General features: G+C 62.5%; 29 protein-coding genes, 2 tRNA genes and 1 pseudogene. 19 read left to right on the top strand and 13 right to left on the bottom strand.

The window, feature by feature from the left end:
- Positions 1–77: 77 nt before the first annotated feature.
- The 4 genes from ndk to A9K68_RS22350 all read right to left on the bottom strand — a co-directional run bounded on the left by ndk (position 78) and on the right by A9K68_RS22350 (position 2395).
- Entirely contained in the window at positions 78–500 is a 423-nt protein-coding gene (gene ndk / locus A9K68_RS22365; protein WP_065008958.1) for a nucleoside-diphosphate kinase, read from the bottom strand.
- 129 nt (positions 501–629) lie between these two features.
- Positions 630–812 carry a DUF1905 domain-containing protein gene (locus A9K68_RS31855; RefSeq protein WP_082982443.1) on the bottom strand — a complete coding sequence of 61 codons (183 nt, stop codon included), beginning with the start codon at positions 810–812 and terminating at the stop codon, positions 630–632.
- Between the two features lie 170 nt (positions 813–982).
- Entirely contained in the window at positions 983–1618 is a 636-nt protein-coding gene (bluB, locus tag A9K68_RS22355; RefSeq protein ID WP_065008959.1) for a 5,6-dimethylbenzimidazole synthase, read from the bottom strand.
- 81 nt (positions 1619–1699) lie between these two features.
- Entirely contained in the window at positions 1700–2395 is a 696-nt protein-coding gene (locus tag A9K68_RS22350) for a glutathione S-transferase family protein (RefSeq protein ID WP_065008960.1), read from the bottom strand.
- A 91-nt stretch (positions 2396–2486) separates the two neighbouring features.
- Here A9K68_RS22350 and A9K68_RS22345 point away from each other — a divergent pair, with 91 nt between their 5' ends.
- Both A9K68_RS22345 and A9K68_RS22340 read left to right on the top strand, forming a co-directional pair.
- Entirely contained in the window at positions 2487–2999 is a 513-nt protein-coding gene (locus A9K68_RS22345; RefSeq protein WP_065008961.1) for a DinB family protein, read from the top strand.
- A gap of 138 nt (positions 3000–3137) precedes the next feature.
- Positions 3138–3887, top strand: a complete 750-nt coding sequence (locus tag A9K68_RS22340; protein ID WP_246811211.1) for a GGDEF domain-containing protein — start codon at positions 3138–3140, stop codon at positions 3885–3887.
- An 86-nt stretch (positions 3888–3973) separates the two neighbouring features.
- Here the strand turns inward: A9K68_RS22340 and A9K68_RS22335 are convergent, their stop codons facing one another.
- From A9K68_RS22335 to A9K68_RS31405, 3 genes are all read right to left on the bottom strand, one after another.
- Positions 3974–4276 carry a DUF982 domain-containing protein gene (locus tag A9K68_RS22335; RefSeq protein WP_065008963.1) on the bottom strand — a complete coding sequence of 101 codons (303 nt, stop codon included), beginning with the start codon at positions 4274–4276 and terminating at the stop codon, positions 3974–3976.
- Between the two features lie 156 nt (positions 4277–4432).
- Positions 4433–6514: an ATP-dependent helicase gene (locus A9K68_RS22330; protein ID WP_065008964.1), complete on the bottom strand. Its 2082-nt coding sequence runs from the start codon at positions 6512–6514 to the stop codon at positions 4433–4435.
- 101 nt (positions 6515–6615) lie between these two features.
- Positions 6616–6786, bottom strand: coding sequence for a hypothetical protein (locus tag A9K68_RS31405; RefSeq protein ID WP_082982452.1), 171 nt, complete (start codon positions 6784–6786; stop codon positions 6616–6618).
- 150 nt (positions 6787–6936) lie between these two features.
- Here A9K68_RS31405 and A9K68_RS22325 point away from each other — a divergent pair, with 150 nt between their 5' ends.
- From A9K68_RS22325 to A9K68_RS22305, 5 genes are all read left to right on the top strand, one after another.
- Positions 6937–7122: a hypothetical protein gene (locus tag A9K68_RS22325; RefSeq protein ID WP_065008966.1), complete on the top strand. Its 186-nt coding sequence runs from the start codon at positions 6937–6939 to the stop codon at positions 7120–7122.
- Positions 7123–7517: 395 nt separating this feature from the next.
- Positions 7518–9395, top strand: coding sequence for an ABC-F family ATP-binding cassette domain-containing protein (locus A9K68_RS22320; RefSeq protein WP_065008967.1), 1878 nt, complete (start codon positions 7518–7520; stop codon positions 9393–9395).
- A gap of 48 nt (positions 9396–9443) precedes the next feature.
- Positions 9444–11552, top strand: a complete 2109-nt coding sequence (locus A9K68_RS22315; protein WP_065008968.1) for a molybdopterin oxidoreductase family protein — start codon at positions 9444–9446, stop codon at positions 11550–11552.
- Positions 11553–11604: 52 nt separating this feature from the next.
- Entirely contained in the window at positions 11605–12309 is a 705-nt protein-coding gene (locus tag A9K68_RS22310) for a DUF2270 domain-containing protein (RefSeq protein WP_203546855.1), read from the top strand.
- Between the two features lie 363 nt (positions 12310–12672).
- Positions 12673–12933: a DUF680 domain-containing protein gene (locus tag A9K68_RS22305; RefSeq protein ID WP_065008970.1), complete on the top strand. Its 261-nt coding sequence runs from the start codon at positions 12673–12675 to the stop codon at positions 12931–12933.
- Between the two features lie 132 nt (positions 12934–13065).
- Here A9K68_RS22305 and A9K68_RS22300 read toward each other — a convergent pair whose 3' ends face one another.
- From A9K68_RS22300 to purM, 3 genes are read right to left on the bottom strand one after another with little or no spacing between them, the layout of a single operon-like run.
- Positions 13066–13590: a histidine phosphatase family protein gene (locus A9K68_RS22300; RefSeq protein WP_065008971.1), complete on the bottom strand. Its 525-nt coding sequence runs from the start codon at positions 13588–13590 to the stop codon at positions 13066–13068.
- A gap of 16 nt (positions 13591–13606) precedes the next feature.
- Positions 13607–14317, bottom strand: a complete 711-nt coding sequence (gene purN, locus A9K68_RS22295) for a phosphoribosylglycinamide formyltransferase (protein ID WP_065008972.1) — start codon at positions 14315–14317, stop codon at positions 13607–13609.
- On the bottom strand, positions 14314–15378 hold the full coding sequence (gene purM / locus A9K68_RS22290) for a phosphoribosylformylglycinamidine cyclo-ligase (RefSeq protein WP_246811210.1): 1065 nt from the start codon (positions 15376–15378) through the stop codon (positions 14314–14316). Before purM ends, purN begins: the two co-directional genes overlap by 4 nt.
- A 620-nt stretch (positions 15379–15998) precedes the next feature.
- Here purM and A9K68_RS22285 point away from each other — a divergent pair.
- The 4 genes and pseudogenes from A9K68_RS22285 to A9K68_RS31850 all read left to right on the top strand — a co-directional run.
- Entirely contained in the window at positions 15999–16556 is a 558-nt protein-coding gene (locus tag A9K68_RS22285) for a CDP-alcohol phosphatidyltransferase family protein (RefSeq protein WP_065009012.1), read from the top strand.
- Positions 16528–17727, top strand: coding sequence for an AI-2E family transporter (locus A9K68_RS22280; RefSeq protein WP_065008974.1), 1200 nt, complete (start codon positions 16528–16530; stop codon positions 17725–17727). Before A9K68_RS22285 ends, A9K68_RS22280 begins: the two co-directional genes overlap by 29 nt.
- Positions 17728–17732: 5 nt before the next feature.
- On the top strand, positions 17733–18440 hold the full coding sequence (hdaA, locus tag A9K68_RS22275; protein ID WP_065008975.1) for a DnaA regulatory inactivator HdaA: 708 nt from the start codon (positions 17733–17735) through the stop codon (positions 18438–18440).
- A gap of 206 nt (positions 18441–18646) precedes the next feature.
- A pseudogene (locus A9K68_RS31850) lies at positions 18647–18739 on the top strand (type II toxin-antitoxin system VapC family toxin); the annotation flags it as partial.
- Positions 18740–18784: 45 nt separating this feature from the next.
- Here A9K68_RS31850 and A9K68_RS22270 read toward each other — a convergent pair.
- Positions 18785–19756 (bottom strand): GlxA family transcriptional regulator, encoded by a 972-nt coding sequence (locus A9K68_RS22270; RefSeq protein ID WP_065008976.1) that lies wholly within the window; start codon positions 19754–19756, stop codon positions 18785–18787.
- A gap of 99 nt (positions 19757–19855) precedes the next feature.
- On the opposite strand from A9K68_RS22270, the gene A9K68_RS22265 reads away from it, so the two are divergent.
- Entirely contained in the window at positions 19856–20683 is an 828-nt protein-coding gene (locus A9K68_RS22265) for an alpha/beta hydrolase (protein WP_065008977.1), read from the top strand.
- A 132-nt stretch (positions 20684–20815) separates the two neighbouring features.
- Here A9K68_RS22265 and A9K68_RS22260 read toward each other — a convergent pair.
- Positions 20816–20892: transfer RNA gene (locus A9K68_RS22260), tRNA-Pro, on the bottom strand.
- Positions 20893–21882: 990 nt separating this feature from the next.
- On the opposite strand from A9K68_RS22260, the gene A9K68_RS22255 reads away from it, so the two are divergent.
- The 7 genes from A9K68_RS22255 to A9K68_RS22225 all read left to right on the top strand — a co-directional run bounded on the left by A9K68_RS22255 (position 21883) and on the right by A9K68_RS22225 (position 25131).
- Positions 21883–22188, top strand: a complete 306-nt coding sequence (locus A9K68_RS22255) for an ETC complex I subunit (RefSeq protein WP_029354278.1) — start codon at positions 21883–21885, stop codon at positions 22186–22188.
- Between the two features lie 61 nt (positions 22189–22249).
- Positions 22250–22326 (top strand) — tRNA-Arg (locus A9K68_RS22250).
- Positions 22327–22377: 51 nt separating this feature from the next.
- Entirely contained in the window at positions 22378–22671 is a 294-nt protein-coding gene (locus A9K68_RS31400) for a hypothetical protein (RefSeq protein WP_065008979.1), read from the top strand.
- A gap of 65 nt (positions 22672–22736) precedes the next feature.
- Positions 22737–23021, top strand: a complete 285-nt coding sequence (locus tag A9K68_RS22240) for a DUF982 domain-containing protein (RefSeq protein ID WP_065009013.1) — start codon at positions 22737–22739, stop codon at positions 23019–23021.
- 127 nt (positions 23022–23148) lie between these two features.
- The gene (locus A9K68_RS22235) at positions 23149–23358 is read left to right on the top strand and encodes a hypothetical protein (protein WP_029354275.1); all 210 of its coding nucleotides are present in this window, start codon (positions 23149–23151) and stop codon (positions 23356–23358) included.
- Between the two features lie 1197 nt (positions 23359–24555).
- Positions 24556–24855 (top strand): DUF1236 domain-containing protein, encoded by a 300-nt coding sequence (locus A9K68_RS22230; RefSeq protein WP_065008981.1) that lies wholly within the window; start codon positions 24556–24558, stop codon positions 24853–24855.
- 75 nt (positions 24856–24930) lie between these two features.
- The gene (locus A9K68_RS22225) at positions 24931–25131 is read left to right on the top strand and encodes a hypothetical protein (protein WP_065008982.1); all 201 of its coding nucleotides are present in this window, start codon (positions 24931–24933) and stop codon (positions 25129–25131) included.
- Positions 25132–25433: 302 nt separating this feature from the next.
- Here A9K68_RS22225 and A9K68_RS22220 read toward each other — a convergent pair whose 3' ends face one another.
- The gene (locus tag A9K68_RS22220) at positions 25434–26726 is read right to left on the bottom strand and encodes an Nramp family divalent metal transporter (protein WP_065008984.1); all 1293 of its coding nucleotides are present in this window, start codon (positions 26724–26726) and stop codon (positions 25434–25436) included.
- Positions 26727–26780: the final 54 nt, after the last annotated feature.

The raw sequence follows: 26780 nt of genomic DNA, 5'->3' as shown, positions 1-26780 counted from the left end.
GCAGGATCGCCGCAAGAAAAAAGGCCAGCATTGCGCCGGCCTTTTTTTGCATGTGACGTGGTGATGGACTTATCGGCTCAGCCGACGATCTCTGTGTCCGAGAACCAGTATTTGATCTCCTGCGCGGCGGTCTCCGGCGCGTCGGAGCCGTGCACGGAATTCTCGCCGATCGACAGCGCGTGCACCTTGCGGATGGTGCCTTCGGCGGCGTTAGCCGGGTTGGTGGCGCCCATCACGTCGCGGTTTTTGGTAATTGCGTTCTCGCCTTCCAGCACCTGCACGACGGTTGGGCCCGACGACATGGACTCCACCAGCTCGCCGAAGAACGGACGATCCTTGTGGACGGCATAAAAGCCTTCCGCCTCGCGGCGGCTCATCCACACCCGGCGCGAAGCGATGACGCGCAGGCCGGCTTCTTCGAGCATCCGGGTAATGGCGCCGGTGAGATTGCGTCGGGTCGCGTCCGGCTTGATCATGGAAAACGTGCGTTCGAGCGCCATGGGATCGTCCTTGTGATGGAGAGTGGAATTCAGGGTGGCGGGCTCTATACAAGCCGCCCGCCGGCTTGCCAAGGGGAGGCTGGCCCTAGCCGCCGCATAGCGTGTCGCCGTCAGCCAGAACCCATGTTGTCATAACTGCATCTCGATCGTCAGGTTGGCCGTGTCGCCAGCCCGAAGGCCTTCGCGGACCCGGACCGCGGTCTTGATCGGCAAGAGCAGGCTGCCGGACTTCTTGTCAGGAAACAGCGATGTCCGCCATCTGGTCTGGCCGATGATGGCTTCCACGCCAAGCGAGCCCCAGGGCCGCGCCATCCCCGCCGTCGCCGTCTTGTCCGTGCCCCAAGCTCCGGCGGCAGCGTCACGAAATGCCAGCCGCCCTTGCCTGGATAGACCCAGATCTCAGCCTGCACGTCGTAGCGAAACATTTTGGCTCTTCCTCAGGTCGAGGCCGTCAAGAGGAGATTGACAGCGTTGCCGTTGCACTACCGCCTTATCACGGTCGAAGCGCGCCGAATTTCCCAGCCTTCCCGTTCCAGTTCCGGCACGCTGTGGTTCTCGCTCGGGTAGCCGACGCAGAAGTAACCGATCAGCGTCCACTCCGGCGGCGCGTCCAGGATCGTTGCCATTTCGGCCGGATCGAGAATCGAGACCCAGCCCATGCCTATTCCTTCCGCGCGCGCCGCCAGCCAAAAGGTGTGGATCGCCATCACCGCCGAATATTCGATGGTCGCGGGCATGGTCAGGCGGCCCAGCCCATGTCCCTGTTCTGTCGCGCGGTCGGCGAAAACCGCGAATTGACAGGGCGCCTCGTTCAAGCCGGCGAGCTTCAGGCGTGCATAGAGCGCGGCGCGTTCGCCGTCGAACGATGCGAGCGCCTCTGCATTGCAGCGCTCGAAGCATGTCCTGACCGCGGCGCGGCATTCCGCACTCTCGACCATGACGAAACGCCAGGGCTGGCTCAGCCCGACCGAGGGCGCAATGCTGGCGAGGTCAAGCAGCCGCTCCAGAGCGCCTTCCGGAAGCGGCGTCGGCTTGAATCGCCTGACGTCCCGCCGCCACAGGAAGAGGTTGCTCAACTCGGCGCGAAAATCGTCCGGGAATTCCGGGCCTGACGTCATGGGGTCGTGCTGCCTTTGTTAGGGGAGTAGGGGAGTAGGGCAGTAAGTCATGGCGGTGCGCATACCTACTGCCTTACTGCCCTATGCGGCAGCCGCCGCCACCTTGCGGCCGAGGCCGCCATGCAAATCGAGGCAGCGCTCGAACCACTGCGCCACCACATCGCTGTCGTCGAGCAACCGGTAGGGTGAGGCGATGCGCGCCCATTGCAGCGCGCCGAAGACGATGTAGTCGGCAAACAGCGGTGATTGGCCGCCGATGAACGGCTGATAGGTGAGCATCGAGCGCAACGGCTCCAGCGAGGCGCGGAAGGCGCCAAGGCCGAGGTCTCGCGCCGCCATCACCTCTTCCAGTCTCTTGCCGAAGCGCTGCTCGCGGCTCTGGCGGAAATAGGCGGCGTTCGGCTCATCCTGCATGGCGTGGAGGTCCATGATCGCCGCGGTGGTGACATAGGGGTGGATGGTCAGTTGCGACCAGCGTTCGATGAAGCGCGCCATCGCCTTGCCGCCGTCGCCGGAAAACAATGTCGGCCGCTCAGGATAGGCCTCATCGAGATAAAGCGCGATGGCGAAGGAATCGGCGACCACCTTCTCGCCGTCGCGGATCACCGGAACGAGTTTCGAAGCGCCGCCTTCGACAGTGGGCACTTCGAGAAAACGCGTCGGCACGGTTGAGATGTCGACCCCCTTGTGGGCAAGCGCCATCGTCGCCTTCCAACAATGTGGGCTGAACGGACGGGCGGCGTCGCGTCCGACGAGGTCATAGAGCAGAATGGTCATTGGCGGCAGCTTCCTTGCGGTCTACTAGAGCGACGTTTCGGGCCGATGCGGTAGGCACCCGAAACGGGGTCTCGCGGGTCGGGAGAAAAAGATGAAACAGCACTTCATGATGTTTGCGGCCTACAATCAATGGGCCAATAGCCGCATCTACGATGCCGCCGCCGATCTCGACGAGGAAGAATTTCACCGCAATGTCGGGGTTTTCTTCGGCTCGATGATGGGCACGCTCAACCATGTTCTGACTGCCGACCGCATCTGGATGAGGCGCTTTACCGGCGAGGGCGACGCGCCGGCCAGGCTCGATACGATCCTGCACCGCGCCTTGCCGGGCTTGCAGCTGGCGCGCGAGGCCGAAGACAAAAGGATCATCGACTGGGTCGGGGCGTTAAGCGACAAGGCTTTGTCCGGCCGCTTCTCCTACATGACCGTCTCCGACATGCGCACCGTCTCGCAGCGATTGGCGCCGGCGCTTGATCATTTTTTCAACCACCAGACCCATCACCGCGGCCAGGCGCACGCGATCCTGACCGTTCTCGGCCGGCCTTCGGTGCCACTTGACCTGACGCTGTTCCAGCGCAGCGAAGAGGGCCGCGCCTTCGCCTGATTTGGATTATCCGGATCGATCACGATCGAATTGAAGCAAAGTCTTAGGACTTCATTCGTGTTCCCGCTTCAAAATAGCCTGCCATAGCGGGAGCAATGGCATGCGGATCGATTTTCCCCCACGAGTTGGGGCAGGGTGGTGGCCGTCACCGTTGTCGGCACCGCGGTCTGCATCGCCGCCGCCTTCTTCGTCGATTCCTTCAATTTCCCGTATCTGTCGCCTGAAGCGCTGTGGCGGGCGAAACTGACCGATCTGCTGCTGCCGCTGGTGCTGGCCGGTTCGTTTCTTTCTTTCCTGATGTGGAAAATGCGTCAGCTGGCAATCGCGCAAAAGGAACTGACAATTGTCGCGGCGACCGACAGCCTGACAGCGGTGTTCAACCGCGGCGCGTTTTCAATGCTTGTCGAAGCCTATCTCGAGCAAGCTCGCAGCCATTCTGTCGCCAGCTCCGGCGCCTTGCTGATTGTCGACGCCGACCATTTCAAGTCCGTCAACGATCGCCTCGGCCACGACTGTGGCGATCAGGCCCTCAAGCTGATCGCCAAGACCATTCAAGACCAGCTGCGCGGCGCCGACATCGTCGGGCGAATTGGCGGTGAGGAATTCGCAGTCTTCCTTCCCGGCGCCGACCCGTCGCATTCCTGGCTGGTCGCGGAGGGGATACGGCGCCGTATCCGCGAGGCGGATTTTTCCCCGGGCGGGCAACCCTGTCCCCTCTCCGTAAGCATCGGCGGCGTCGCCTTCAGCGGACCGACCACCTATGCCGAGATGTTCGTTGTGGCGGATAAACACCTATACAGGGCTAAATCAAACGGCCGCGACCAAGTCAGCTTTGAAGCGGCGACATTGAGCGGTTTTCCGAACGGCGACCTGATGACGGTCCATTGAGGGCCGCGCCTGATATCCATGTCGGAAACCCGTCGAAGACGAACAGCATCTTCGGCGGGCCATAGTCGCAAAAGAGGCCTAGCCAGTCATGCGGCGTATCCGCCCTGGCCCCGCGCGACCGGCTTGACCGAGACTGCCGGTTGGGCCGAAGGCCAGAGAATGCCTGCCGCCGCCGCGAAGGTGATCATGGCATCGCGCGCCGCTTCGGGCGAGATCTCGCCGGCACGTGCCGCCTCGCATGCCTTCACCGCCGCGCCATAACTCAGGCGTCGCCGCGATGGTGGGAACTCGGTCAGGAACTCATGCATGTCGAAGAGCGAAGCGATTATGCGCTTGTGGCCGGCGCCGACGGTAACGGCGACGGGGGTGAAGAGCATCGTGTCGTGCATTCTTGCCTCTCGAATTGGGCGGAGGTGACGGCGGACGCCGCTCTCCGATCTGAATCGGACGCCCAGAAACGCGGATTGCGGCATCAGGTTCCATGTTGCCGAGATTAGATTTTCGCCACCAAGCTCCGTGGCATCAGCGCCGTGTCGAAAGGCAGCCTATTTCCACATGTCGCGCATGCGGGCGCCAAGGTCGACGCGCACTTGCGGCTGGCGGCGCGGATCGTCCTTGGCCTGGACGCTCGCCCATGATGTCTGTTCGAAGGCGCCGAGGATCGAGGCCGGGATGAAGCGGGTGCGCGAGGCGTAAACGTGGCGATCGCCGCGCGCCGCCTGGCCGTGGACGAAAAAGCGCTGCGGCATGACCAGGTGCAGGCCGTCCTTGGCCCGCGTCATCGCCACGTAGAGCAGGCGGCGCTCCTCGTCGATATCCTCCTTCGAGCCGACGGCGAGATCGATCGGGATGCAGCCGTCGACGGTGTTGAGCACGAAGACGTTCTTCCATTCCTGGCCCTTGGCCGAATGGATGGTCGACAGGATCAGATAGTCCTCGTCGCGATGCGGCGGCCCGGCCTCGTCGCTGGTTGCATCCGGCGGATCGAGCGTCAGTTCGGTCAGGAAACGCTCGCGCGAGGCATAGCCCGAGGCGATTTGTTCGAGCTGCAGAATATCGGCCCGGCGCGTCGTTGCGTCCTCGTGGATGCGGTCGAGATGCGGCTCATACCAGAGCCTGACCTGTTCGAGATCAACAGGCCATTTTCCCGACCCGGTGCGAAGCTGCGAGAACAGCGCGACGAAACCCGGCCAGTCGTCGGCGGCGCGTTGCGGCGGCCGGTAGCGCGCCAGCCCCATCGTTTGGTCGAGCGAAGTCGCCATGGTGTCGACGATCTGCGAAGCCGCCGAAGGGCCGATACCGGGCAAAAGCTGCAGCACGCGAAAACCGGCGACGCGGTCACGCGGGTTTTCGGCGAAGCGCAGCACCGCCAGCACGTCCTTGACATGGGCGGCGTCGAGGAATTTCAGCCCGCCGAACTTGACGAACGGGATGTTGCGGCGCGTCAGCTCGATCTCCAGCGGCCCGCTGTGGTGCGAGGCGCGAAACAGCACGGCCTGCGCTTTCAGCGCCGTGCCGGCCTCACGCTCGGTCAGAATAGCCTGGCAGACGTAACTCGCCTGCTCGGCTTCGTCGCGAACACTGACCAGCCTCGGCTTTTCCGCCGATTTGCGCTCCGACCAGAGGTTCTTGGTAAAGCGCTCCGAGGCCTCGCCGATCACCGCATTGGCGGCGGCCAGGATGGTCTCGGTCGAGCGGTAGTTGCGCTCAAGCATGACGATCTCGGCCGGCTGCGCGAACTGTTTGGGGAAGTCGAGGATGTTGCGCACTTCCGCCGCTCGAAACGAATAGATCGACTGCGCATCGTCACCGACCACCGTCAGCCCGGAGCCGTCCGGCTTGAGCGCCGTGAGGATCGAGGCCTGCAGCCGGTTGGTGTCCTGGTATTCGTCGACCAGCACATGGTCGAAGCGCCCGCCCAGATGCGCTGATATCTCCGGCTCGCCGGCCATCTGCGCCCAGTAGAGCAGCAGGTCGTCGTAATCGAGCACGTTCTGCGCCTGCTTGGTCTCGACATATCGGGCGAACAGCGTCTTAAGCTGTTCTGCCCAACCCGCGCACCAGGGAAACACCGAACCGAGAATCTCGCCGAGCGGCGCCTGCGCGTTGACGGCACGCGAATAGATCGCCAGGCACGTGCCCTTGGTCGGAAAACGGCCTTCGGTTTTGGAGAAGCCGAGTTCGTGCCGGGCGAGGTTCATCAAGTCGGCCGAATCCTCGCGGTCATGGATGGTGAAGGCCGGATCGAGGCCGATCTCCGGCGCATAATCGCGCAGCAGCCTGGCGCCGATGCCGTGAAACGTGCCGGCCCAGCTCAGCGCATCGGTGATGATGGAAGCGTCTCGGCCGAGCACCTCGCCGGTGATGCGTTCGACCCGCTTGGCCATTTCCGATGCGGCACGACGCGAAAACGTCATCAAAAGGATGCGCCTGGGGTCGGCGCCCCTGACGATCAGATGCGCGACGCGATGCGCCAGCGTGCTGGTCTTGCCGGAGCCGGCTCCGGCGATCACCAGTAGCGGCCCGGCGACCTTGCCGTCGCCATGCTCGACGGCAAGGCACTGCTCGGCATTCAGCTTCGCGAGATAGGCAGGCCGGAAGGTCGAATCACGGGCAGCGAGGTTCATTGCCCATCAAGCATCGTTTCCGCTTTGTTCGCAACGCTTTCGGCGTGAAAGTTGCGATCGATGCGTCCGTTTCTACTGGCGCACCCGCCGATGAACTGGACCTAGCGCTCGGGCTCTACGCCCATTGCCGCCGACTGCCGCCGCAACGACTCGTCGTCATCGGGAGGCGGCAGCAACGGCGGATCGAAGTCGTCGGGCACCTCGTCAATGATTTCCCTGACTATACGGTAGGCCACGTAGACTGCGGCACCGGCTATGAGCAGACGGATCATGATCTTCTCCATTGGTGTGGACCAACCGAAGAGCCCGCGTTTTGTTCCTCGCTCTCTCGTTTTGTTCCCCGCTTTCCGAATGCCCCGAGCTCTGCCTGAGCGTGCAACCAAATCAGCACCGTCTCGTTTGCCCGATGACAGGAGGTTGCGATGAACAAGCTTTCAATTTTGCTGGCCCCAACCTGGCTCGTTTTGGCGGCAGCGCTGGCTGTCGCGGCTTGCGATAACAACATCCCACCGACAAAGGCCCCCGGCGCCGATCAAAACCCGCAGGTCGACCCTGCACCCAAGTCGACGTCAGGCGATGAGCAACCCGGCACGCCGCCGGCGCAGTGATGGAACGCAGAAAAAGTGGCCGGCGCCGCTTGGGAGGGGAGCGATGACGCCGGCCAGGCGGGTATCAGGTCCGCCGCGTACATAGAGATAGCTGAGTCTTGCCGTTGCGTCATGGGGTGATCGCGGAAGACGACCGCGTTGGACAGTCAATCTACTGACAAATGTGACAAAACTGCAATTTCCGATGCGAGAAGCCGATGCTCGCCAGGCGCCGCGTCGTCGCAGCAGGTTCCGGCCCAACCCGGGGCTGGCCTCTGATCCGGTGAGGACGGCGATCGGAACTTTCCTCCCGCAGCATCAGGCAATCTGCCGCTGCCGGCCATTTTCATGCCTTATCCGGCCAAGCGGCGCTCAAGGTCTTGCGAAGCGCTGACGTCCCGTGCAAAAGCGCGGCCATGCTGATCATTAACGACCTTTCGCTCCGCATGGCCGGACGTCTGCTTCTCGACCATGCCTCGCTGACCTTGCCGGCCGGCAGCAAGGCAGGCCTCGTCGGTCGCAACGGCACCGGCAAGACCACTTTGTTCAAGGCGATTACCGGCGACCTCGCCTCCGAGACCGGCTCGATCAGCCTGCCGAAGAACACGCGCATAGGCCAGGTGGCGCAGGAAGCGCCCGGCACCCAGGAGCCGCTGATCGAGATCGTGCTCAAGGCCGACCTTGAACGCTCCGCATTGATCGAGGAGGAAAAGTCAGCGACCGATCCGCACCGCATCGCCGACATCCACATGCGGCTGGCCGATATCGACGCCCATTCGGCCGAGTCGCGTGCGGCCACCATCCTCGCCGGCCTCGGCTTCGACGACGACGCCCAGCGGCGGCCAGCCTCGTCGTTCTCCGGCGGCTGGCGCATGCGCGTCGCACTCGCCGCAGTGCTGTTTGCCGAGCCCGATCTGCTGCTGCTCGACGAGCCGACCAACTACCTCGACCTCGAAGGCACGCTGTGGCTGGAAAACTACGTGTCGAAATATCCGCACACCGTACTTCTGATCTCGCACGACCGCGACCTGCTCAACCGCGCCGTCAACTCGATCGTCCACCTCGACCAGAAGAAGCTGACTTTCTGGCGCGGCGGCTACGACCAGTTCGAACGCCAATACACCGAGCAGCGCGAATTGCAGGAGAAGGGCAGGGTCAAGCAGGAAGCCGCGCGCAGGCACATGGAATCCTTCGTCGAGCGCTTTCGGGCCAAGGCTTCCAAGGCGAGACAGGCGCAGTCGCGCATCAAGGCGCTGGAGAAGATGAAGCCGATCGCCGCAATTGTGAACGACAACGTGCGACCGTTCTCCTTTCCCGAGCCGGTGAAGACGGTCGCCTCGCCGATTATCGCGCTGAACAATGCCAATGTCGGCTACACCGAGGGTCAGCCGATCCTTAAGAAGATGACGCTGCGCATCGACGCCGATGACCGCATCGCGCTGCTTGGCGCCAATGGCAACGGCAAGTCGACGTTCGCCAAGCTTCTGTCGGGCCGGCTGAAGCAGGAGACCGGCACCATGACGGTGGCGCCCGGGCTGAAGGTGGCGATCTTTGCCCAGCATCAGCTCGACGATCTCCGGCCGAACGAAAACGCCTATGAGCATGTCCGCCGGCTGATGCCGGAAGCGCCGGAATCGAAAGTGCGCGGCCGCGTCGCCCAGTTCGGCCTGACCACCGAAAAGATGAACACCGCCGCCAAGGACCTGTCGGGCGGCGAGAAGGCGCGACTGCTGATGGGCCTGTCGGCTTTCGAGGGCCCAAACCTGTTCATCCTCGACGAACCGACCAACCATCTCGACATCGACAGCCGTGAATCGCTGATCCATGCGCTGAACGAGTTTCCCGGCGCCGTCATCCTGATCTCGCACGACCGCCATCTGCTCGAGGCAACGGCCGACCGGCTATGGCTGGTCAAGGATGGGACGGTCAATCCTTTTGACGGCGACCTCGATGACTACAAGACGCTGGTCACCGGTGTCTCCGGCGACCGCCGCGGCAAGCGCGAAGCCGAAAAAGCATCGAAGGCCGACCGCCGCCGCGACGCGGCCGCACGCCGTGCCACCTTCGAGCCACTGGCCAAGGAAATCCGCGCCACCGAAGCGCTGATGGACCGCATCCGTAAGCGCATCGACTTGATCGAGGACGAACTCGCCAACCCGGCGGTCTATGAAAAGGACCCGTCGACGGCGACACGGCTGGCCAAGGAGCGCTCGCAACTGGCCCACACGCTGGCCGCCCATGAGGAAAAATGGCTGTCGATGTCGGCGGAATACGAGGAAGGGACGGCGGAGTAGCGCCATCTGGCCCTACACGCCGCCGCAATAAGCGGCTAGTTTGGCCCTATGAATCAGAACGCCAAGCTCAGGATCGGCCATTCGGCCTGTCCGCATGATTGCCCTTCGACCTGCGCGCTCGAGGTCGAGCTGCTCGACAGCAAGCGCATCGGCCGCGTCCATGGCGCCAAGGCCAACACGTATACATCAGGCGTCATCTGCGCCAAGGTCGCCCGCTATGCCGACCGTGTCCATCACCCCGACCGCTTGTTGAAGCCACTGATCCGCGCCGGCGCCAAAGGCGAGGGCGTCTGGAAGGAAGCGAGCTGGGAGGCCGCGCTCGACCTCGTCGCCGAAAAATTCATTGCGGCCGAGGCAAAATACGGCTCGGAGACGGTCTGGCCATATTACTATGCCGGCACGATGGGGCTGGTGCAGCGCGACGGCATCGAGCGGCTGCGCCACGCGAAAAAGTACTCCGGCTTCTTCGGTTCTATCTGCACCAATCTGGCTTGGACCGGCTGGATGATGGGCGCCGGCGCGTTGCGCGGTCCCGACCCGCGCGAGATGGCCAAGTCCGACTGCGTGGTGATCTGGGGCACCAATGCCGTGGTCACCCAGGTCAACGTCATGACCCACGCGATCAAGGCGCGCAAGGAACGCGGCGCCAAAATCGTCGTCATCGACGTCTACGAGAATGCGACGATGAACCAGGCCGATCTCGGCCTGGTGCTGAAGCCCGGCACCGACGGCGCGCTGGCCTGCGCGGTGATGCATGTGCTGTTCCGTGACGGCATGGCCGACCGCGCCTATTTGGAAAAATACACCGACGACCCGCACGGTCTGGAAGCGCATCTTCGGACGAGGACGCCGCAATGGGCGGCTGATATTACCGGGCTTTCCCTCGACGAGATCGAGGCCTTCGCCCGTCTCGTCGGCACGACGAAGAAGACTTATTTCCGCCTCGGCTACGGCTTCTCCCGCCAGCGCAACGGCTCGGTCAACATGCATGCCGCAGCCTCGATCGCCGCGGTCACCGGCTGCTGGCAATATGAGGGCGGCGGCGCCTTCCATTCCAATTCGGGTATCTTCAAGCTGAACCAGGAACTGCTGGAAGGCACGCGGATGCGCGACCCCGCGATCCGCCATCTCGACCATTCGCGCATCGGCCCGGTGCTGACCGGGGCGGAGGATGCTCTTTATGGCGGCCCGCCGGTGACGGCGCTGCTGATCCAGAACACCAATCCGGTCAATGTCGCTCCGGAGCAGCGGCTGGTGAAGCAGGGCTTTTTACGCGACGACCTGTTTTCCTGCGTGCACGAGCAGTTCATGACCGACACCGCAAAACTCGCCGATGTCGTGCTGCCGGCGACGATGTTCCTCGAGCATGACGATGTCTACAAGGGCGGCGGCAACCAGCACATCACGCTCGGTCCGAAGCTGATCGACCCGCCGGAAGGGCCGCGCACCAACCATTTCGTCATCGAGGAACTCGGCAAGCGGCTCGGTGTTGGCGACAGGCCTGGCTTTGGCATGACCGAGCAGCAGCATATCGACATCATTTTGGGCAAGCGCGGGCTCGGCAGTTTTTCGAGCCTCAAGGAAGAAAAGTGGCTCGATTTGCAGCCGGATTTCGAGGCGGCGCATTTTATTGACGGCTTCGGCCACGCGGACGGAAAATTCCGCTTCCGCGCCGACTGGACCGGGCAGGCGGCGCCCAACCGGCCGCCGAAAAGCATGGGCCTTTTCGGGCCGGTGGCAAGCCTGCCGGAATTCCCTGACCACGTCGACCTGATCGAGGTGGCGGATGCGGCGCATCCGTTCCGGCTGACCACCTCGCCGGCGCGCAATTTCCTCAACTCGACTTTTTCGGAGACGCCGGTGTCGAAGGCCAAGGAGGGCCGACCGGAACTGCTTTTGCATCCGGACGATGCGGCAGCCTATCGGCTGGCCAATGGCGACCGCGTCGAGATCGGCAATGCGCGGGGCGAAGTCGTGCTGCACGCAAGATTGTTCGAGGGCATCAGGCGCGGCGTCGTAATCGCCGAAGGTATCTGGCCGAACAGCGCCCACGAGCGCGGCGAGGGCATCAACGTCCTGACCGGCGCCGACGCGCCGGCGCCCTATGGCGGTGCTGCGTTCCACGACAATAAGGTCTGGCTGCGCGCGGCGAAGTGAAGCGTCGGAACGATATATCCATCCGGCCGTTTTTGCGTGGGCGGGTGGAGGTATGGTGATGGCAGAAGCGTTGGCGGCGCCGGACCCCATCGGAAGGACACTTTCGTCCGGTGAACTCGTAACCACGATGTCGCACTTTCATCGCGCCGAGATTCTGCGCATGACGGGGTGGCGCGACCGCCTGGACCGGACGAGCAATTGGGCGATAACGGTTGTCGCGGCGATGTTGTCCGTCTCCCTTTCGACGGCCACCGCGCATCACGGCGTGCTGCTTTTTGCCATGCTGCTTGTCTTGTTGCTGCTGTGGATAGAAGCGCGGCGGTATCGCTTCTTCGACGTTTACCGGGCCCGCGTGCGCCAGTTCGAACGGCACTATTTCGCGCAGATTTTCTCGCCGCAGCCGGACTTCGCGTCCGATTGGCTGTTGGTCGTCGGCGAAAGCCTGCGCGCTCCAAAATTCCTCATTTCGCAACGAGCGGCGTTGGCGCGCCGTCTTCGTCGAAACTACATCCACATGCTCCTGATCCTGCTGATGGCCTGGATCCTGAAACTGTCGACTCCCGGTCTTCTAACCGAAGGTGTCCGCATCGGCTTCGTCGGTTCGGTGCGCGAGGCCGTCACCAGCGCCGCCCTGGGGCCTATTCCTGGCGTGGTCATCGCCGTGCTGGTCGCCGCACTCTATGCCTGCCTGCTGGTCATCGCATTCCTGGCTGCTCGCGACGATGGCGAACTCTCCTTTGGTGACGTGCACGTCTAGAGCAGCAACGCAAAGCCGGTAGATCTGCGAATTACATTTGTGCATCAGCAGAAATCGAACCGATCGGTTCGCTTCTGTTGACGCGTCGTGCAGGACGGTGTGAACGCCGGCTCAGCAAAAGCCGTGCACCTGCGGCAGGAAAATTCGCATAACACATTGAAAAGGATGTCAAAGATTGTGGCGAAGGAAGCCTTTTGGCGGATTTCAAGCACCCGATTCACGGCATGGCCGGAACATCTTTGTGATTGGAAACCGCCCCAATGCGAGCCCACCTCGGGGTAGTCCGAGCAACGCGAAATCCTCCCAAGGCACGCCATACGACGGACAACAACACTGAAAAATGAAAATACTGGAGTACCTGAAATGACCAAGATTGCTCTCACCGCTGCCGCCATCCTCATTGCCACAGGCAGCGCCTTTGCCGGCAGTGACCACTATGGTTCGGACGGCGTCAACCAGCCGGCCGCGTCTGTTGGAGATGCGCCTGTTGGAAATGTCGACAACACGTTCACGGGTTCGATCCGTAACCCGTTTACGGCTGAGCACAATACCGACGTGACGACCCAGCCCGGCACGACCGAACCGGTCGTGCCCCAGTCCGGCCGGGGCAACTGGGGCCGCTAAGTCCTCAATCTCCGGGCTCAAAGGAGCGGCGGGCTTGGCCCGCCGCTCCTTGTTTTTGCCTATCAAGAAGTCTCAGCCTAAGAGCCGCCCGCGTAGGACGCTGGAGCACTTAATTTTGCGCATGATCCCATGCTAGCGCAGATCCTTCGGCCAAACGCAGTGCGTCAGCCGGGCATCGCCGAGGGCCAGCCGTGCCCAGTCACCGTCGAAAACGAAGCGGGCCATGGCTGCGGTCGGGAATTTTTCTTCAAGCTTTTTGAGTGCCGCGGCATCCGATCCGGCGCCGGCCAGCCGGCGCGCGAATTCCTCCAGGCCGGGATTATGACCGAGCACCAAGAGGCTGCTCGTTGCCGCATTTGCCTGCCGCACCTTGGCGAGAACGTCTGCCGCGCTGGCCTCGTAGAGCGCCTGAACAAATTTGGCCGGCGTTTTCGCCGGCAGTTCCGCCGAGACCAGCCGCCATGTGTCGCGGCTGCGCAGCGCCGGCGACACCAGCGCCAGGTCCGGCAGCCAGCCATGCCTGGCCAGTTCGCGCCCGGCCAGCGGGGCGGCCTTCACCCCGCGCCCGGAAAGCGGCCGGTCGAAGTCGATAAGGTCAGGATCGTCCCAGCTCGATTTGGCATGACGCAGAAGAAGGAGTTGCTTCGTTGTCGCCATGCCAGCCTTCTCCTGCTCAGGGCGTGATGCGCGCCAGATGCTCGAGGTCGGTCTCCTCGCGCAGCGGATCGGGCGCCATGACCACGGAGGAGCTGTTGTCGGCATCGTCGGCGAAGTGGGCAAGCACGGTACGGCCGCCCTCCATCCGCGCCTTGCCTTCGGCGACCAGCCCGAGCGCCAGCGGATAAAGCCGGTGCTCGGCCTTCAGCACGCGCGCGGCGAGCATGTCCTCATTGTCGCCGACCATCACCGGCACGGCGGCCTGGGCGATGATCGGGCCGTCATCCATGTCCAGGGTGACGAAATGCACCGTGCACCCATGGATGCGGATGCCCGCGCGGATGGCTCGCGCATGCGTATCCAGCCCCTTGAAGGCCGGCAACAGGGCAGGGTGGATGTTGATCATCCGTCCCAGCCACTTCTCGACGAAGCGCGCGCCGAGGATGCGCATGTAACCGGCCAGCGCCACGATCTCGGCGCCGAACGAGACAAGTGCGGCGTCGATCGCCCCGTCATGCGCTTCCTTGCTGGTATAGTCGGCTCGCGAAATCACCTTGGTGGCGATGCCGCGCGCCGCGGCGATACCGAGACCGGCGGCATTGGCCCGGTCGGAAATGACGCCGACGATCTCGGCCGGATAGTCCAGGTTGCTGGCCGCGGCGATCAGCGCCGTCATGTTGGAGCCGCGTCCCGAAATCAGAACCACGGTGCGTTTGCGCGCGCTCATAGGCCGATCGAGCCCCGATAGATCACGCCGGCGTCGCGGCGCGGCACGATGCGGCCGATCGGCGTCACGCTCTCACCGGCCTCCTGCAGGACGGCCGCGACCTGTGCCGCCTGGCCGGAGGCGACGGCGAGGATCATGCCGACACCGCAGTTGAAAGTGCGCATCATCTCTGCGGGCGCCACGCCGCCGGTCTTCGCCAGCCACGAGAATACCGCCGGCACCTCGATGGCATCGAGATCGAGCTCAGCGGAAAAATCTTTCGGCAGGACGCGCGGGATGTTTTCGGGAAAGCCGCCCCCGGTGATGTGGGCCAGCGCCTTGATGCCATGCGTGTTACGGATCGCCTTGAGGATCGACTTGACGTAGATGCGGGTCGGCTCGAGCAGCGCCTCGGCCAGCGAGGCTTCATCGTTGAAGGGCGCTGGATCGGTCCACGCAAGGCCGCTGGTGGCGACGATGCGGCGGACCAGCGAAAAGCCATTTGAATGCATGCCCGACGAGGCCAGCCCCAACAGCACATCACCCTCGACGAGGTCGTCGGTCGGCAGCAATTGGCCGCGTTCGGCCGCGCCCACGGCAAAGCCGGCGAGGTCGTAGTCGTTGCCGTGATACATGCCGGGCATTTCCGCCGTCTCGCCGCCGATCAGCGCGCACCCGGCCTGCCGGCAGCCCTCGGCGATGCCGCCGACGATCGAAGCACCCTGGTCTGGATCGAGCTTGCCGGTGGCGAAATAGTCGAGGAAGAACAATGGCTCGGCGCCCTGCACGACGATATCGTTGACGCACATGGCGACGAGGTCGATGCCGATCGTGTCGTGCTTGCCCGCATCGATGGCGATCTTCAGCTTGGTGCCGACGCCGTCATTGGCGGCGACCAGCACCGGGTCGGTGAAGCCGGCGGCCTTGAGGTCGAACAGGCCGCCAAAGCCGCCGATCTCGCCATCGGCGCCCGGCCGGCGCGTCGCGCGCACCAGCGGCTTGATCTTCTCGACCATGAGATTGCCGGCATCGATGTCGACACCCGCCTCGGCATAGGTGAGCCCGTTCTTGCGCTTGCTCATTTTCCGGCGCCTGCTCATCGCTGTTTCGTTTGCTTGAGGGCTCTTCGCATGAACGGTTTTGCCCCGCAAGGCAAGCGGGCGATGGCGGTGTTCAATTAGACCGGCCGAACCGGGCTCCATACGCTCCAGCAGTAGAAAGAAATGCCCGCCAGCGCAGCGGCGAGGGCGCCGACGGTCGCTAAAGACCTGACCTCGTCGCTCGGGAGGACTCCGTAGGAGAAACCGGCGGCGATCAAACTTGCCGCCACACTCCAGACACCTGAGTTTACGGCGACTGACCGCCCGAAAACGAACGCCACGGCGGCAGCCACTAACCAGAGAGGCCAAGACGCCAGAAGGCCGACGACCAAGGCAAGAACGAAAGTGGTCAAAAGGTCATGCATCGCCGAGTCGCGGTGTGGAGTTGTGAAAGATGAGAAGGCTAAGACGCTTTCTGTCACTCCGGCCAAATAGCAAAGTGTGACACGCAGGGCGATTGTAATTCTCTGTGCCATCGTCATTCGCTAGCTTCGTTTTTTCGGTTTGGGGTGGAGCAGGTGAGCGAGGAGAGAGCGTCGCCACTTGCCGTAGCCTCTCATCTCCATCATGTATCATCAAAACAGAAGCGACGGGATATGCGTTTGACCATCCCCAACATGATCACGATCATGCGTTTCGTGCTGGTGCCGGGCGTGGTGCTGGCCATGCTGCAGGCGCGATGGGACTGGGCTTTCGCCGGCTTCCTGATCGCCGGCATTTCCGACGGCGTCGACGGCTTCATCGCCCGCCACTTCAACCAGTTTTCGCAGCTTGGCGCCTATCTCGATCCGATGGCCGACAAATTGCTGCTGGTCTCGGTGTTCGTGGTGCTGGGCTTCATCGGTGAATTGCCGCTGTGGCTGGTCATCACCATGGTGTCGCGCGATGCGCTGATCGTCTGCGCCGTCGTTTTGTCCACCGTCATGGCCCACCCGGTCGAGATGAAGCCGCTGTTCGTGTCGAAAGCCAACACCGCCATCCAGATCGGGCTGGCGGCGGTGGTGCTGGGCGAGCTGGCCCTCGCCATCGACCTCGACCCGCTCAGGCCGGTGCTCATATTGCTGTCCGGGGTCTTGACCGTGGCTTCGGCCGCGGCCTATCTCGTGGCTTGGCTGAGACATATGAGCGGCTATGGCGAAGGCTCCAAACCGGGCACCTGACCAGGACATCGACGCGGCAGCCGAGGCTGCCGCTGCCGATGCTGCCGCGTCTGGCGTGTTTCGCCGCCAAATCCGCTTCTGGCTGATCAGCGCCGTCATCCTCGCGATCTTCCTCTATGTCTTCAGCGGCATCCTGCTGCCGTTCGTCGCCGGCATGGTGCTCGCCTACTTCCTCGACCCGGTCGCAGACCGGCTGCAGCGGCTCGGCCTGTCCAGGCTGATGGCGACGATTGTCATCCTGTTTGCCTTCATCGTCGTTCTGGTTCTGGCCTTCGTCATCCTGATTCCGGTGCTGGCTTCGCAGATGGCCGATTTCGCCAGCAAGCTGCCGGAATACCTGACCCGCCTGCAGACCCTGATCACCAGCTTCGATCCGAGATGGCTGGAAGAGAAATTCGGCGTCGACGCCAATGGCCTGCGCGAAGGGTTGAATTCGCTGCTGACCTCCGGCTTCGGCCTCCTGACCACGGTGTTCACCTCGATCTGGAGCTCCGGCGTGGCGCTGGTATCGGTGGTCAGCCTGTTCGTCGTCACGCCCGTCGTCGCCTTCTACATGCTGCTCGACTGGGACCGCATGGTGGCGATTGTCGACAGCTGGGTGCCGCGCGACTATGTCCAGACCGTCAGGGCAATCGCCAACGACATCAATACCGCCACCGCCGGCTTTGTGCGCGGCCAGGGCACGCTGTGCCTGGTACTGGGCGCCATGTACGCCACCGGGCTGACCTTGACCGGCCTGAATTTCGGCATCCTCATCGGCCTGTTCGCCGGGCTGATCTCTTTTATTCCCTATGTCGGCTCGCTGACCGGGCTGGTGCTGGCCGTCGGCGTCGCCTTCGTCCAGTTCTGGCCGGACTGGCCCATGGTCGCGGCGGTGGCCGGCGTGTTCTTCGTCGGCCAGTTTATCGAGGGCAACATCCTGCAGCCGAGGCTGGTCGGCAAAAGCGTCGGCCTGCATCCGGTGTGGCTGATGTTTTCGCTGTTTGCCTTCGGCGCGCTGTTCGGCTTCGTCGGCTTGCTGATCGCCGTGCCGGCCTCGGCCGCCGTTGCCGTTCTGGTGCGCTTTGCCATTTCCCGCTATCTCGATTCGCCGCTCTACAAGGGCCACAATACCGAACCTGTCCCGCCGCTGCCGGCGCGTCGCCGCGGGAGCGGTGGGCCGCGCAGTTGAGCCAGATGCCGGACCACAACAAGATCGACCCGCCGCGCCAGTTGCCACTCGATCTCGGCCACGGCACCGGCTACTCGCGCGATGAGCTCTTCGTCTCCGGCACCAACAGCCAGGCGGTGGCGCTGGTCGATCGCTGGCCGGACTGGCCGTCGCCGGTGGTCGTGCTCGCCGGTCCGGCGGGCTCTGGAAAAACCCACTTGGCCTCGATCTGGCGCGCCCGCGCCGGCGCAGTGAAGATCGACGCCGGACGGATCGGCGACTGCATAGCGAGCCTCGGCGCGCGGCCGGCCCTGATCGACGATGTCGATGCCGGTCCGGTCGATGAAGAGGGGCTGTTCCATCTGATCAACGCGGTGCGCGGGGCCGGCTCTACCTTGCTCTTGACCGCGCGGCGCTTTCCGTCCGCCTGGGGCGTCAGACTTCCGGACCTCGCTTCGCGGCTGAAGGCGGCGGCGACGGTCGAGATCCACGAGCCCGACGATCACTTGCTGGCCGGCGTCATCACCAAACTGTTCGCCGACCGCCAGGTCGAGGTCGAGCCGCATGTCGTGCAATATCTGGTGCGCCGAATCGAACGCTCGCTGGCAACCGCGATGCGGGTGGTCGAGCGGCTGGATCGCACGGCACTGGAGCGCAAGACGCCGATCACTAGGGCGCTGGCCGCCGAAACCGTCAGCGCCATGGATGAGGGGCAGGGCGAGTTCGAGATCTGATACGACAGGCTCAGGCGGTGTCCCATTTCGGGAAATCAGTGCTGGCATCCATTTTGCAAGGTCAGCCTTGCCGGCTAACCCCGGTCCTGATGCGTATCAAATCAGGTTGTAGGCTCGCCGGGAGATGAGGCGGTTGGGGTTCTCTTCCCGGCGAGCTTGCCTTCAAAGAGGGGTCGCCAGTCGCGCGTATACGGCACTGGCAACGTGACTGCTTCGCCTATGAGGTGGCCAAGGAACATGCCTGCCGCCTGCTTTATGTTGGCGACGATTTTTCAAGGACCGATATCGAAAGCGCTCTACACCGCAACCGCCACCGCTCAGCTTTCGCCGGGCAGGGCCGCTCGTTACACGCCAAAACGCCTGCGGTAATCGCCCGGCACCAGGCCGGTTATCCTGGCGAACACTTTGCGGAAGGAGCCGGGATCGTCATAGCCGACATCCCAGGCGATCTGGTCGATGGATCGGGTCGTCGTTTCCAGCATCTCACGCGCCTTGCCGACGCGCAGGTGCTGGCAATACTCGGTCGGCTTGAGGCCGGTGGCGTTGCGAAAGCGGCGCAAAAAAGTCCGCTCCTCCAAGGCCGCATGCTCCGCCATGGTGGCAAGCGTCACATCGCGCGCGCCTCTCGCCTGGAGCCAATGCTGCACCTTGAGGATGGCCTCGTCGCCATGGTTCAGCCTGGGAGCAAACGGGCTGTAGAAGCGCTGCTCGCGTCCCGGCGGGTCCACCAGCATGAAACGCGCCGTCTCTATCATGACGGTCGGCCCAAGCACCCGGTCGACGAGTTTCAGGCCGAGATCGGTCCAGGCCATATAGCCGCCGGCGGTGATGATGTCGCCATCGTCGATGACCAGCTTGTCGGCATCGAGTAGGATGTCGGGAAAGCGTATCGCCAGCGCGTCGCGATAGGCCCAATGCGTGGTCGCAACACGACCCGACAGCAGGCCGGTCTCGGCCAGCACGAAGGCGCCGGCGCAGACCGAGCCGAGCGTCGCGCCGGCCGCATGGCGGGCCCTGAGCCAGTCGGCATAGGGTGCGGCCGCCTCGCGCGGAATCGGATCACCCAGCGTCGGAGGCAAGATGACCATGGCAGGTCCATAGCCAGGGCCGGGCTCGCTGTCGAAGGTGGGGATGACCGTTTGACTCGCCTCTTGCCACTGCCAATGTGTGACGCGAAGCCTCAGCGCATCCGGCGACCGTTCGGAAGCCAGCCGGTTGGCCAGCTGAAACAGATCGGTGAGGCCCAGTACTGCCGCTTCCTGAACGCCGGGATACACCACAAGCCCGATTTCGACCGGATCACGCGCCGCCCCCATCTGTCAGTTTTGCCTTGTTCAATGTCTGTTTTGCCAATCCTCACCATGACTCCGTTGCGATAGCTTTGTCCACAGCCACCTGCACCAAGGAGTAAGAGGATGAGCACATTCACCACCAAGGACGGCACCGAGATTTTCTACAAGGATTGGGGCACAGGCCAGCCAATCGTGTTCCATCACGGCTGGCCGCTCAGCGCCGATGACTGGGACAACCAGATGCTGTTCTTCCTCGACAAGGGCTATCGCGTGATCGCGCATGACCGTCGTGGGCACGGCCGCTCGACACAGACGGCGACCGGCAACGAGATGGACACCTATGCCGCCGATGTCGCGGCTCTGGTCGCTCACCTTGATCTCAAGAACGCCGTCCATATCGGCCACTCGACCGGCGGCGGCGAGGTGGCGCGTTACGTTGCCCGCTACGGTGGCGAAGGACGCGTCGCCAAGGCGGTGCTGATCGGCGCGGTGCCGCCGATCATGCTCAAGACCGACAGCAAGCCCGGCGGCCTGCCCATCGAGGTCTTCGACGGCTTCCGTGCCGCTTTGGTCGCCAACCGCGCCCAGTTCTACAGGGATGTGCCGGCTGGCCCGTTCTACGGCTTCAATCGCGAGGGCGCCAAGGTCTCGCAAGGGGCTGTCGATAATTGGTGGCGCCAGGGCATGATGGGCGGAGCCAAGGCCCATTACGACTGCATCGAGGCTTTTTCCGAGACCGACTTTACGGAGGACCTGAGGAAGATCGACGTGCCTGTCCTGATCATGCACGGCGATGACGATCAGATCGTGCCGATTGCCGACTCCGCTCTGCTTGCAGCCGAGCTCGTCAAACACGGCACGCTCAAGGTCTACAAGGGCCTTCCGCACGGCATGTGCACCACCCACCCGGAGATCATCAATCCGGATCTCCTGGCGTTCATCCAAATCTGACGCTTCGCAGCTTCAGGCGGGCACGCGCGGAAATATGGGCTGCCCGTCGGTCGCTGGGTGCTTCGTCGGCCGCAGATGCTGTCCGGCGCAGCTGCGCCGGCAGCACGGCTGCTGTTCGTCGCGGTGAATGAATGGTCGGAGTGGAGAGATTCGAACTCCCGACCCTCTGGTCCCAAACCAGATGCGCTACCAGGCTGCGCTACACTCCGAGTCCTTGCGGGCTATAGGGTTCCGGGCTTTGGAAGGCAACCCCCGAAACGACAAAAACGGACCGAACGCCATAGAGTGGCAGGGAGTTGCACGAAAAGTCCCCAAAGTCGCACGGCTGTTCATCGCGCAGAGAAATGAAGTAGCCGCGCCTTGTCGCCCTCCGGCGCTAGCGAGGCTCGCGTTCAACTAGCTCGGCGGCGCGTCAACCGGCGGCGGTGCTTGGAACATCAATCGCTTCGCCAGCAAGGAAGCTGCTTGAATTGAGCGATCCTCAGCCCGTCACCAACGATACCACCTCCAGGATTCTGCGAATCTTGTGCTCATCGAAATCCGCGCGACCGACGATCTGGAAAAGGCTTAGCTAGCCAATTGCAACGCCCCTCCGGCGGCCAATAGCTTGTGCTTTTCGAAGATCGCTAGCTTCTGCGGATAAGTGATCCGCACCTTGGCGTTGCACCCGTCACATCTGAAGTGCGCGATCGTCCTTAGCGCAGAGCCCTTCCTTACCGCCGGATGCGAGCAATCCGGACATTCGAATGTGAGCGCAACATCAGACAAGTCTTCGGCTAAGCCCATTTCCTTCCCCCTTCGCAAAGCGCTGTGGCTACACTCTGGCGAGTCTCACTAGCAAGTCAGATGTAGCAATTCAGATGCCAATCCCATTGTGCCAAAGCGAGACGAGAACGATTTGCATCGGCATTCGCCAAGCGCCTTGGGCGCCGGCACAACGTGCTCGTCAACGGCTCCCGCTGCTGATTACCGCGGCCCGAGTCCTTGCGGGCTATAGATTCCGGGCTTGGCTGCGCGACCCCTAAGAGACGAAAACGGAACAAACGGCAGGGTCTTTTGCCGTGAACCGTCGCGCGGTCACCGTCGGTGGCCCGCCGTGTCGAAAGGTACGGCAGGCATCGGCCTTGCCGCCGGCGGCATTGCGCAGTAATGACGGGAATACAGCGGCGGTGCCGCTTGCCCGTAGCAACGAGGTGTCCATGTCCGCGCGCATTTTCAGCCCAGCCAGAACCGCGATGCAGTCCGGCAAGGCCAAGACCGGCCACTGGGTGCTGGAATTCGATCCCGAGATGCGCAAGAAAATCGATCCCCTGATGGGCTACACCACTTCGGGTGACATGCGGAGCCAGATCAGGCTCACCTTCGACACCCGGGAAGAGGCGGTGGCCTATGCCGAGAAAGAGGGGCTGGCCTTCCGTGTCGAGGAGCCGAAAGAATCCAAGCGCCGCCAGATTTCCTATGCGGAGAATTTCCGCTATGACCGCAGGACGCCCTGGACGCATTGACCGGCAATGCCGGGCAGCCGTCCCAGCGCGTGATTCAGCCGGCCCTTGGCGTCGGCCCAGCGGTCCCGTAGCTCAGCTGGATAGAGCACCGGCCTTCTAAGCCGATGGTCACAGGTTCGAATCCTGTCGGGATCGCCAGCATTTTCAGGGTCCATTCTGGACACATAGGTTACGGTTTATACCGGAGGCATGGGCACCCCTTTCGGCCCGAACGGGTTGTCCAGTGGTTCCAGCCTGCATCTCATCGTCGAAATATCCCAGATCATAGTCCATGAAGCTAGTCAGCCAGATTCGGTCCTCGACCTGTTCGATGCCGACGGTCTGACCGGCAAAGACGAGGCTGAGATTGACATTCTTGCGGTCGAAACAGATTTGCCCGCAGGTGGTGACGGTGACGGCCTTCTCATGGGAACCGATACCCCTGATCGCTCGGCCAGTTCCGATTGCGTCGTGGCTCGGGCCGGCGCTCTGAATTCGCGATGATGCACGTTCATGCAACCACCGCCATGTCTTTGCGTTTAACCGCCTTCAATCTGCGGAGCGACAAAATGACGGCATTCATCCCGATTACAATCTACCTGAATCACAGGCCGATGGTGGTCGCGTCGATAGCCGACGCTGCGAAAGCGCTTCAGCAACCATGGCCATTCATGGACAAGCCGTCCCGACTTGAAGCAATCCGAATGATCGAGGAATGCCTGGCCGGACATTGCAGTCACCAAGCTGCGTTCGCCGCTTTCGAGGCGGCTGCAACTGCACAGGGACTGCTTAAGCAGAAGCCTCCAAGCGAAGGCCTCAAGAAATTCGACGGGGTTGCTGAAGATCTGATGTGAGGTCGTCCTCGCCCGCTCGCAGATCTTCCGCGAGGGCGCATCTCGCGTCTGCGATTCTGCAACGGGGTGCGTTTTTTGTGTATAATAATGCTGCACGAACAAAATCTCTGGGCGAAGGGGGTTTGTCATGCCGCTTCGTGGAAGAGCAGAGGATTCGGGTGTTTTCAACCCGTCAGAGCTGGCGCTACTTGGCCGCGTGTTCGATCGTTTGAAGATTGACGGCCAATCGGAACAACAGCGCGAGTCGCTCGCCTCCCGAATTATTGCCAATTACATGGCGGGAGTGGTGGACGAGGAAGAACTTCTGTCGGCTTCGAAACAAGCTCTGGGGCGGTAGGCCCGGGTAATGCAAGCTAACCGAGTTGACGCTCCCAACCGCCGGTTGGTAGACGAGACGCAGCCGGCGCGCGTAGGATTCCCTACGATCCGGGCACACCCACCCCCGCCCACCCTGTGCCTGGTGAACGACTGATCTCCCGCCGTGCCGAAAGGTGCGGCGGGCTTTTTGACTTCCGCATGGAACACCCGGCTCGGGAAGGGCCTTCGGCTTCTGCGGCATCTCCTGTGAACCAAGCTGCGAGATCGGTGTCCCCTTCCGATCAAGACCGGGGTGAAGCACTTGCGCGGCAACGATCTTCGGCACGCTCGCTTCCAAGGCTTTGGGAAGACTAGGTGCGACGCGACTATCCGGGCGCCGTTGCCGGGAGGTCAGCGCACATCGTGCTCCTGCCCATCAAGGAGGAGGACATGAGAAGCCTCTAGCGCTCATCTTTGAGGACGAGCCGATGATCGTCATCGAATATCGAGACGTCACTCAGAGGCTGGCTTTGCGGTGGCCTCAGAGCCAAGTTGCAATCGTGCACGACAAATTTTGGCCCTTGTTGAGCCTGACGTCGTCATCCTGGACGTGCTCTTGCAGGACTGCATCAGCTCTTCGGTTGCTGAGAACTCGTGGCCCGTAATATCCCTTTTGTAATTTATAGTGCCATACGCGACGAACCGCGCTGTGCCCCGGCATGAGGCTCCACATCAGACATCTCCGTGGCGAGGAAGAGCTGCGCCACGCCTCGGTGCTGGGCTCCAGCGACGGGGACGCCTCAGTCGCGCTCGCTCGGACCACCCGCCAAATCGAGGAGTGGCGGGTGGTCCTTTATCAGCGCAGGAAGGGACTTAGCTGCGCAGATCTCAATTTCGTTCTTCGGTCCGTCAACGTCCGATTGTTCCTAGCTAACGATCATTCCCATCGCCAGGAACGCAATGGAGACGGCGAAGACCGGAGCGAGTAACCAGCGGGCTTGGTGGACGCTATTCTCCATGGGCTCCTCCCGTGAACTCACAGCGAGCAACTACTGCGAGCAGCGGCAGTTCCGGGTGGCGCGATGTCAGGGCTATTACGCGAAAACAGGTGAGACTTAGGTCCCGTCTGGATCAGACCGAAGCCCAACCAGGGAACGTTTGCGACTGCCTGAGGTTTGGTGAGCCTGGCGCCAAGACGATGCCGTTCAGCGCACAGAGTCCACACGAGGAGGCACTTATGAGAATGCGTCTTTCCACTGCAGCCGCAGGATTTCTGCTGCTGGCAGGTATCGGCGCCGTTGCTGCTCAGGACGTAGTCATCGAGCCTGAACAGGAGACGGTCATCAGGGAATATGTCAAGAAGCAGCCGCTAGCATCGGTGAAAATCCCTGGAGTGGAGCTCAATATCGGCTCAACCCTGCCCGAGACGGTCGAGCTTCATGAAGTCCCCGACGCAAAATACCGCTACGTGGTGGTCGACAACCGGACCGTTGTCGTTGACCCGGGCACACGCAAGATCATCAAAGTCATAGAATGACCAAAGCGACTGGGAGGACAGCCCGCCGTGCCGAAAGGTGCGGCGGGAAGTCAAGCGACGAGGAATGTGATCACCATGTCGAACCGTGAGATTGGAGCGTCCCAGGCGCTGCGAATGCGCGTGGCCGACCTCAATGAGAGGATGCGCGGCGCCCGGATTACCGAGAGTGAACTGAAGACCTTTCGAAAGGTCGCAGCCGTCATGGAGGGCGGCAAGGGCAGAATCGATGCCGACGATTTAATTGCCGTTTCCTTCGTCGTGGAGACGCTGGACTAACCAAGCTGCCTCAAAACTCTCCAGAATGCGAAGTGCTGCAATGTCCCTCTCTCCCAGCCTATTCTCTGTTGGCCTGACTTTCCAATGCCCGCAGTGCAACTTCACCGTCATCAAGAATGGCAGCTGGTTTCAGGTCGTTTCCCATTACAGGTGCGACGGATGCGGACGCGAGATCCGGATTACCTATCCCGACAAGATTGCGATTTTCCAGAAGCACGCGCACTTGGCCACGCCGCCCCGGGAGCACGGTAGAGACGTGTGAGCTCGAATTGCCGGGGTATGGCGCGAGCGTCATGGTGACCTTAGATAAACCAGGTCGCTACCAGCCCTAAAGAGGCGGAAAAGATTGCGATCGTAGTAGCCCATCCCAGAGCGTTGGTAGTGCGGCTGTTGACCTTGTCTCCCATGATCCGCGGGTTGTTCGTCATTAGCATGATAAGAAGAAGCAGTGGCGGCGTAGAAAAGCCCTGCACGATGCCGGACCAGACGAGCGCCTTCATCGGGTTGAAACCCAGGAAATTCAGGCCGACAGCAATCAGCGTGAAGGCGCCGATCGCGATGTAGAACTTTGGCGCCTCACGCGGCTTGGCATGAAGACTGTGCTTCCATCCAACTGCCTGTGCCAGATCGTATGCCGCACCTGTCGTCATGACCGGAACGGCAAGGAACCCGACCCCGATCACGCCGGCAGCGAACAGTACGCCAGCGGCTGCACCAGCGAGCGGCTTGAGAGCTTCGGCTGCTTGAGCGGCGGTCTCTACGTCGTGCTCGCCGGCTTCATAGAGCGTAGACCCTGTCGACAGGATGATGAAGTACATGATGAGATTGGAAAAGATCATGCCGATCAGGATATCGCGGCGGGAGCGGCGCAGTTCACCGTCCGTGGCACCCTTGCGCTCCTTCAGCGTCGTTCTCCCCTCGGCAATCTCTTCCTCCACCTCCTCGTTCGACTGCCAGGTGTAGAGGTACGCTGAAAGGGTGGTGCCGATGATAGCCACCAGAATGGACAGGAACTCGCGGCTGAACTCGATCTTCGGAACAAGGGTGCCCCACAGCACGGCTGCCGCATCCGGCTTCGCCATGATGGCTGAGCCGACATAGGCAAGCAGGGCCAGCGCGAGCCAGCGAAAGATGTTACGAATGAGCGTGTAGGAGCCCCAAAGCTGGAGAGCAAAGATCGCGGCCGCGACTACGATCACAATGAGGGGGATCGGAACAGGAAGGAAGATGTTGATGGATGCAGCCATGCCGCCGAGATCGGCGGCTGCTTCGATAGTGTTGCCGATCAGCACGCCCACAAGAACAGCCCAGAGCAGCCACCGTGGGTAGAAGTCCTTGATCGCATGAAAGAGGCCGCGGCCCGAAACCTGTCCAAGCTTCGACGAGAGATACACGACAGTGTACATCATCGGCAGCGTTACAGGAGCGGTCCAAAGCAGGTCTGGGCCAAAGCGCGCGCCGGCACTCGCATAGGTACCGATGGCCGAGCAGTCGTCGTCAGCAGCGCCGGTGATAAGGCCGAGTCCAAGTGCTCGTCCGATGCCGTCCTTCTTGTCTTCCTGTGGTGAAGTGGCGTTAGGATCGCGCTGCGTCATTGCGGCCACGCCGCGCTAAGAGCGTAAGGCGCAAGCACGACCGAAACGTCGAGA

This window comes from Mesorhizobium sp. AA22, from assembly GCF_001672375.2.
Classification (GTDB): domain Bacteria; phylum Pseudomonadota; class Alphaproteobacteria; order Rhizobiales; family Rhizobiaceae; genus Mesorhizobium; species Mesorhizobium wenxiniae.
The sequence above is the reverse complement of the archived record's forward strand: the minus strand, read 5'-3'. Positions and strand labels throughout refer to the sequence as shown.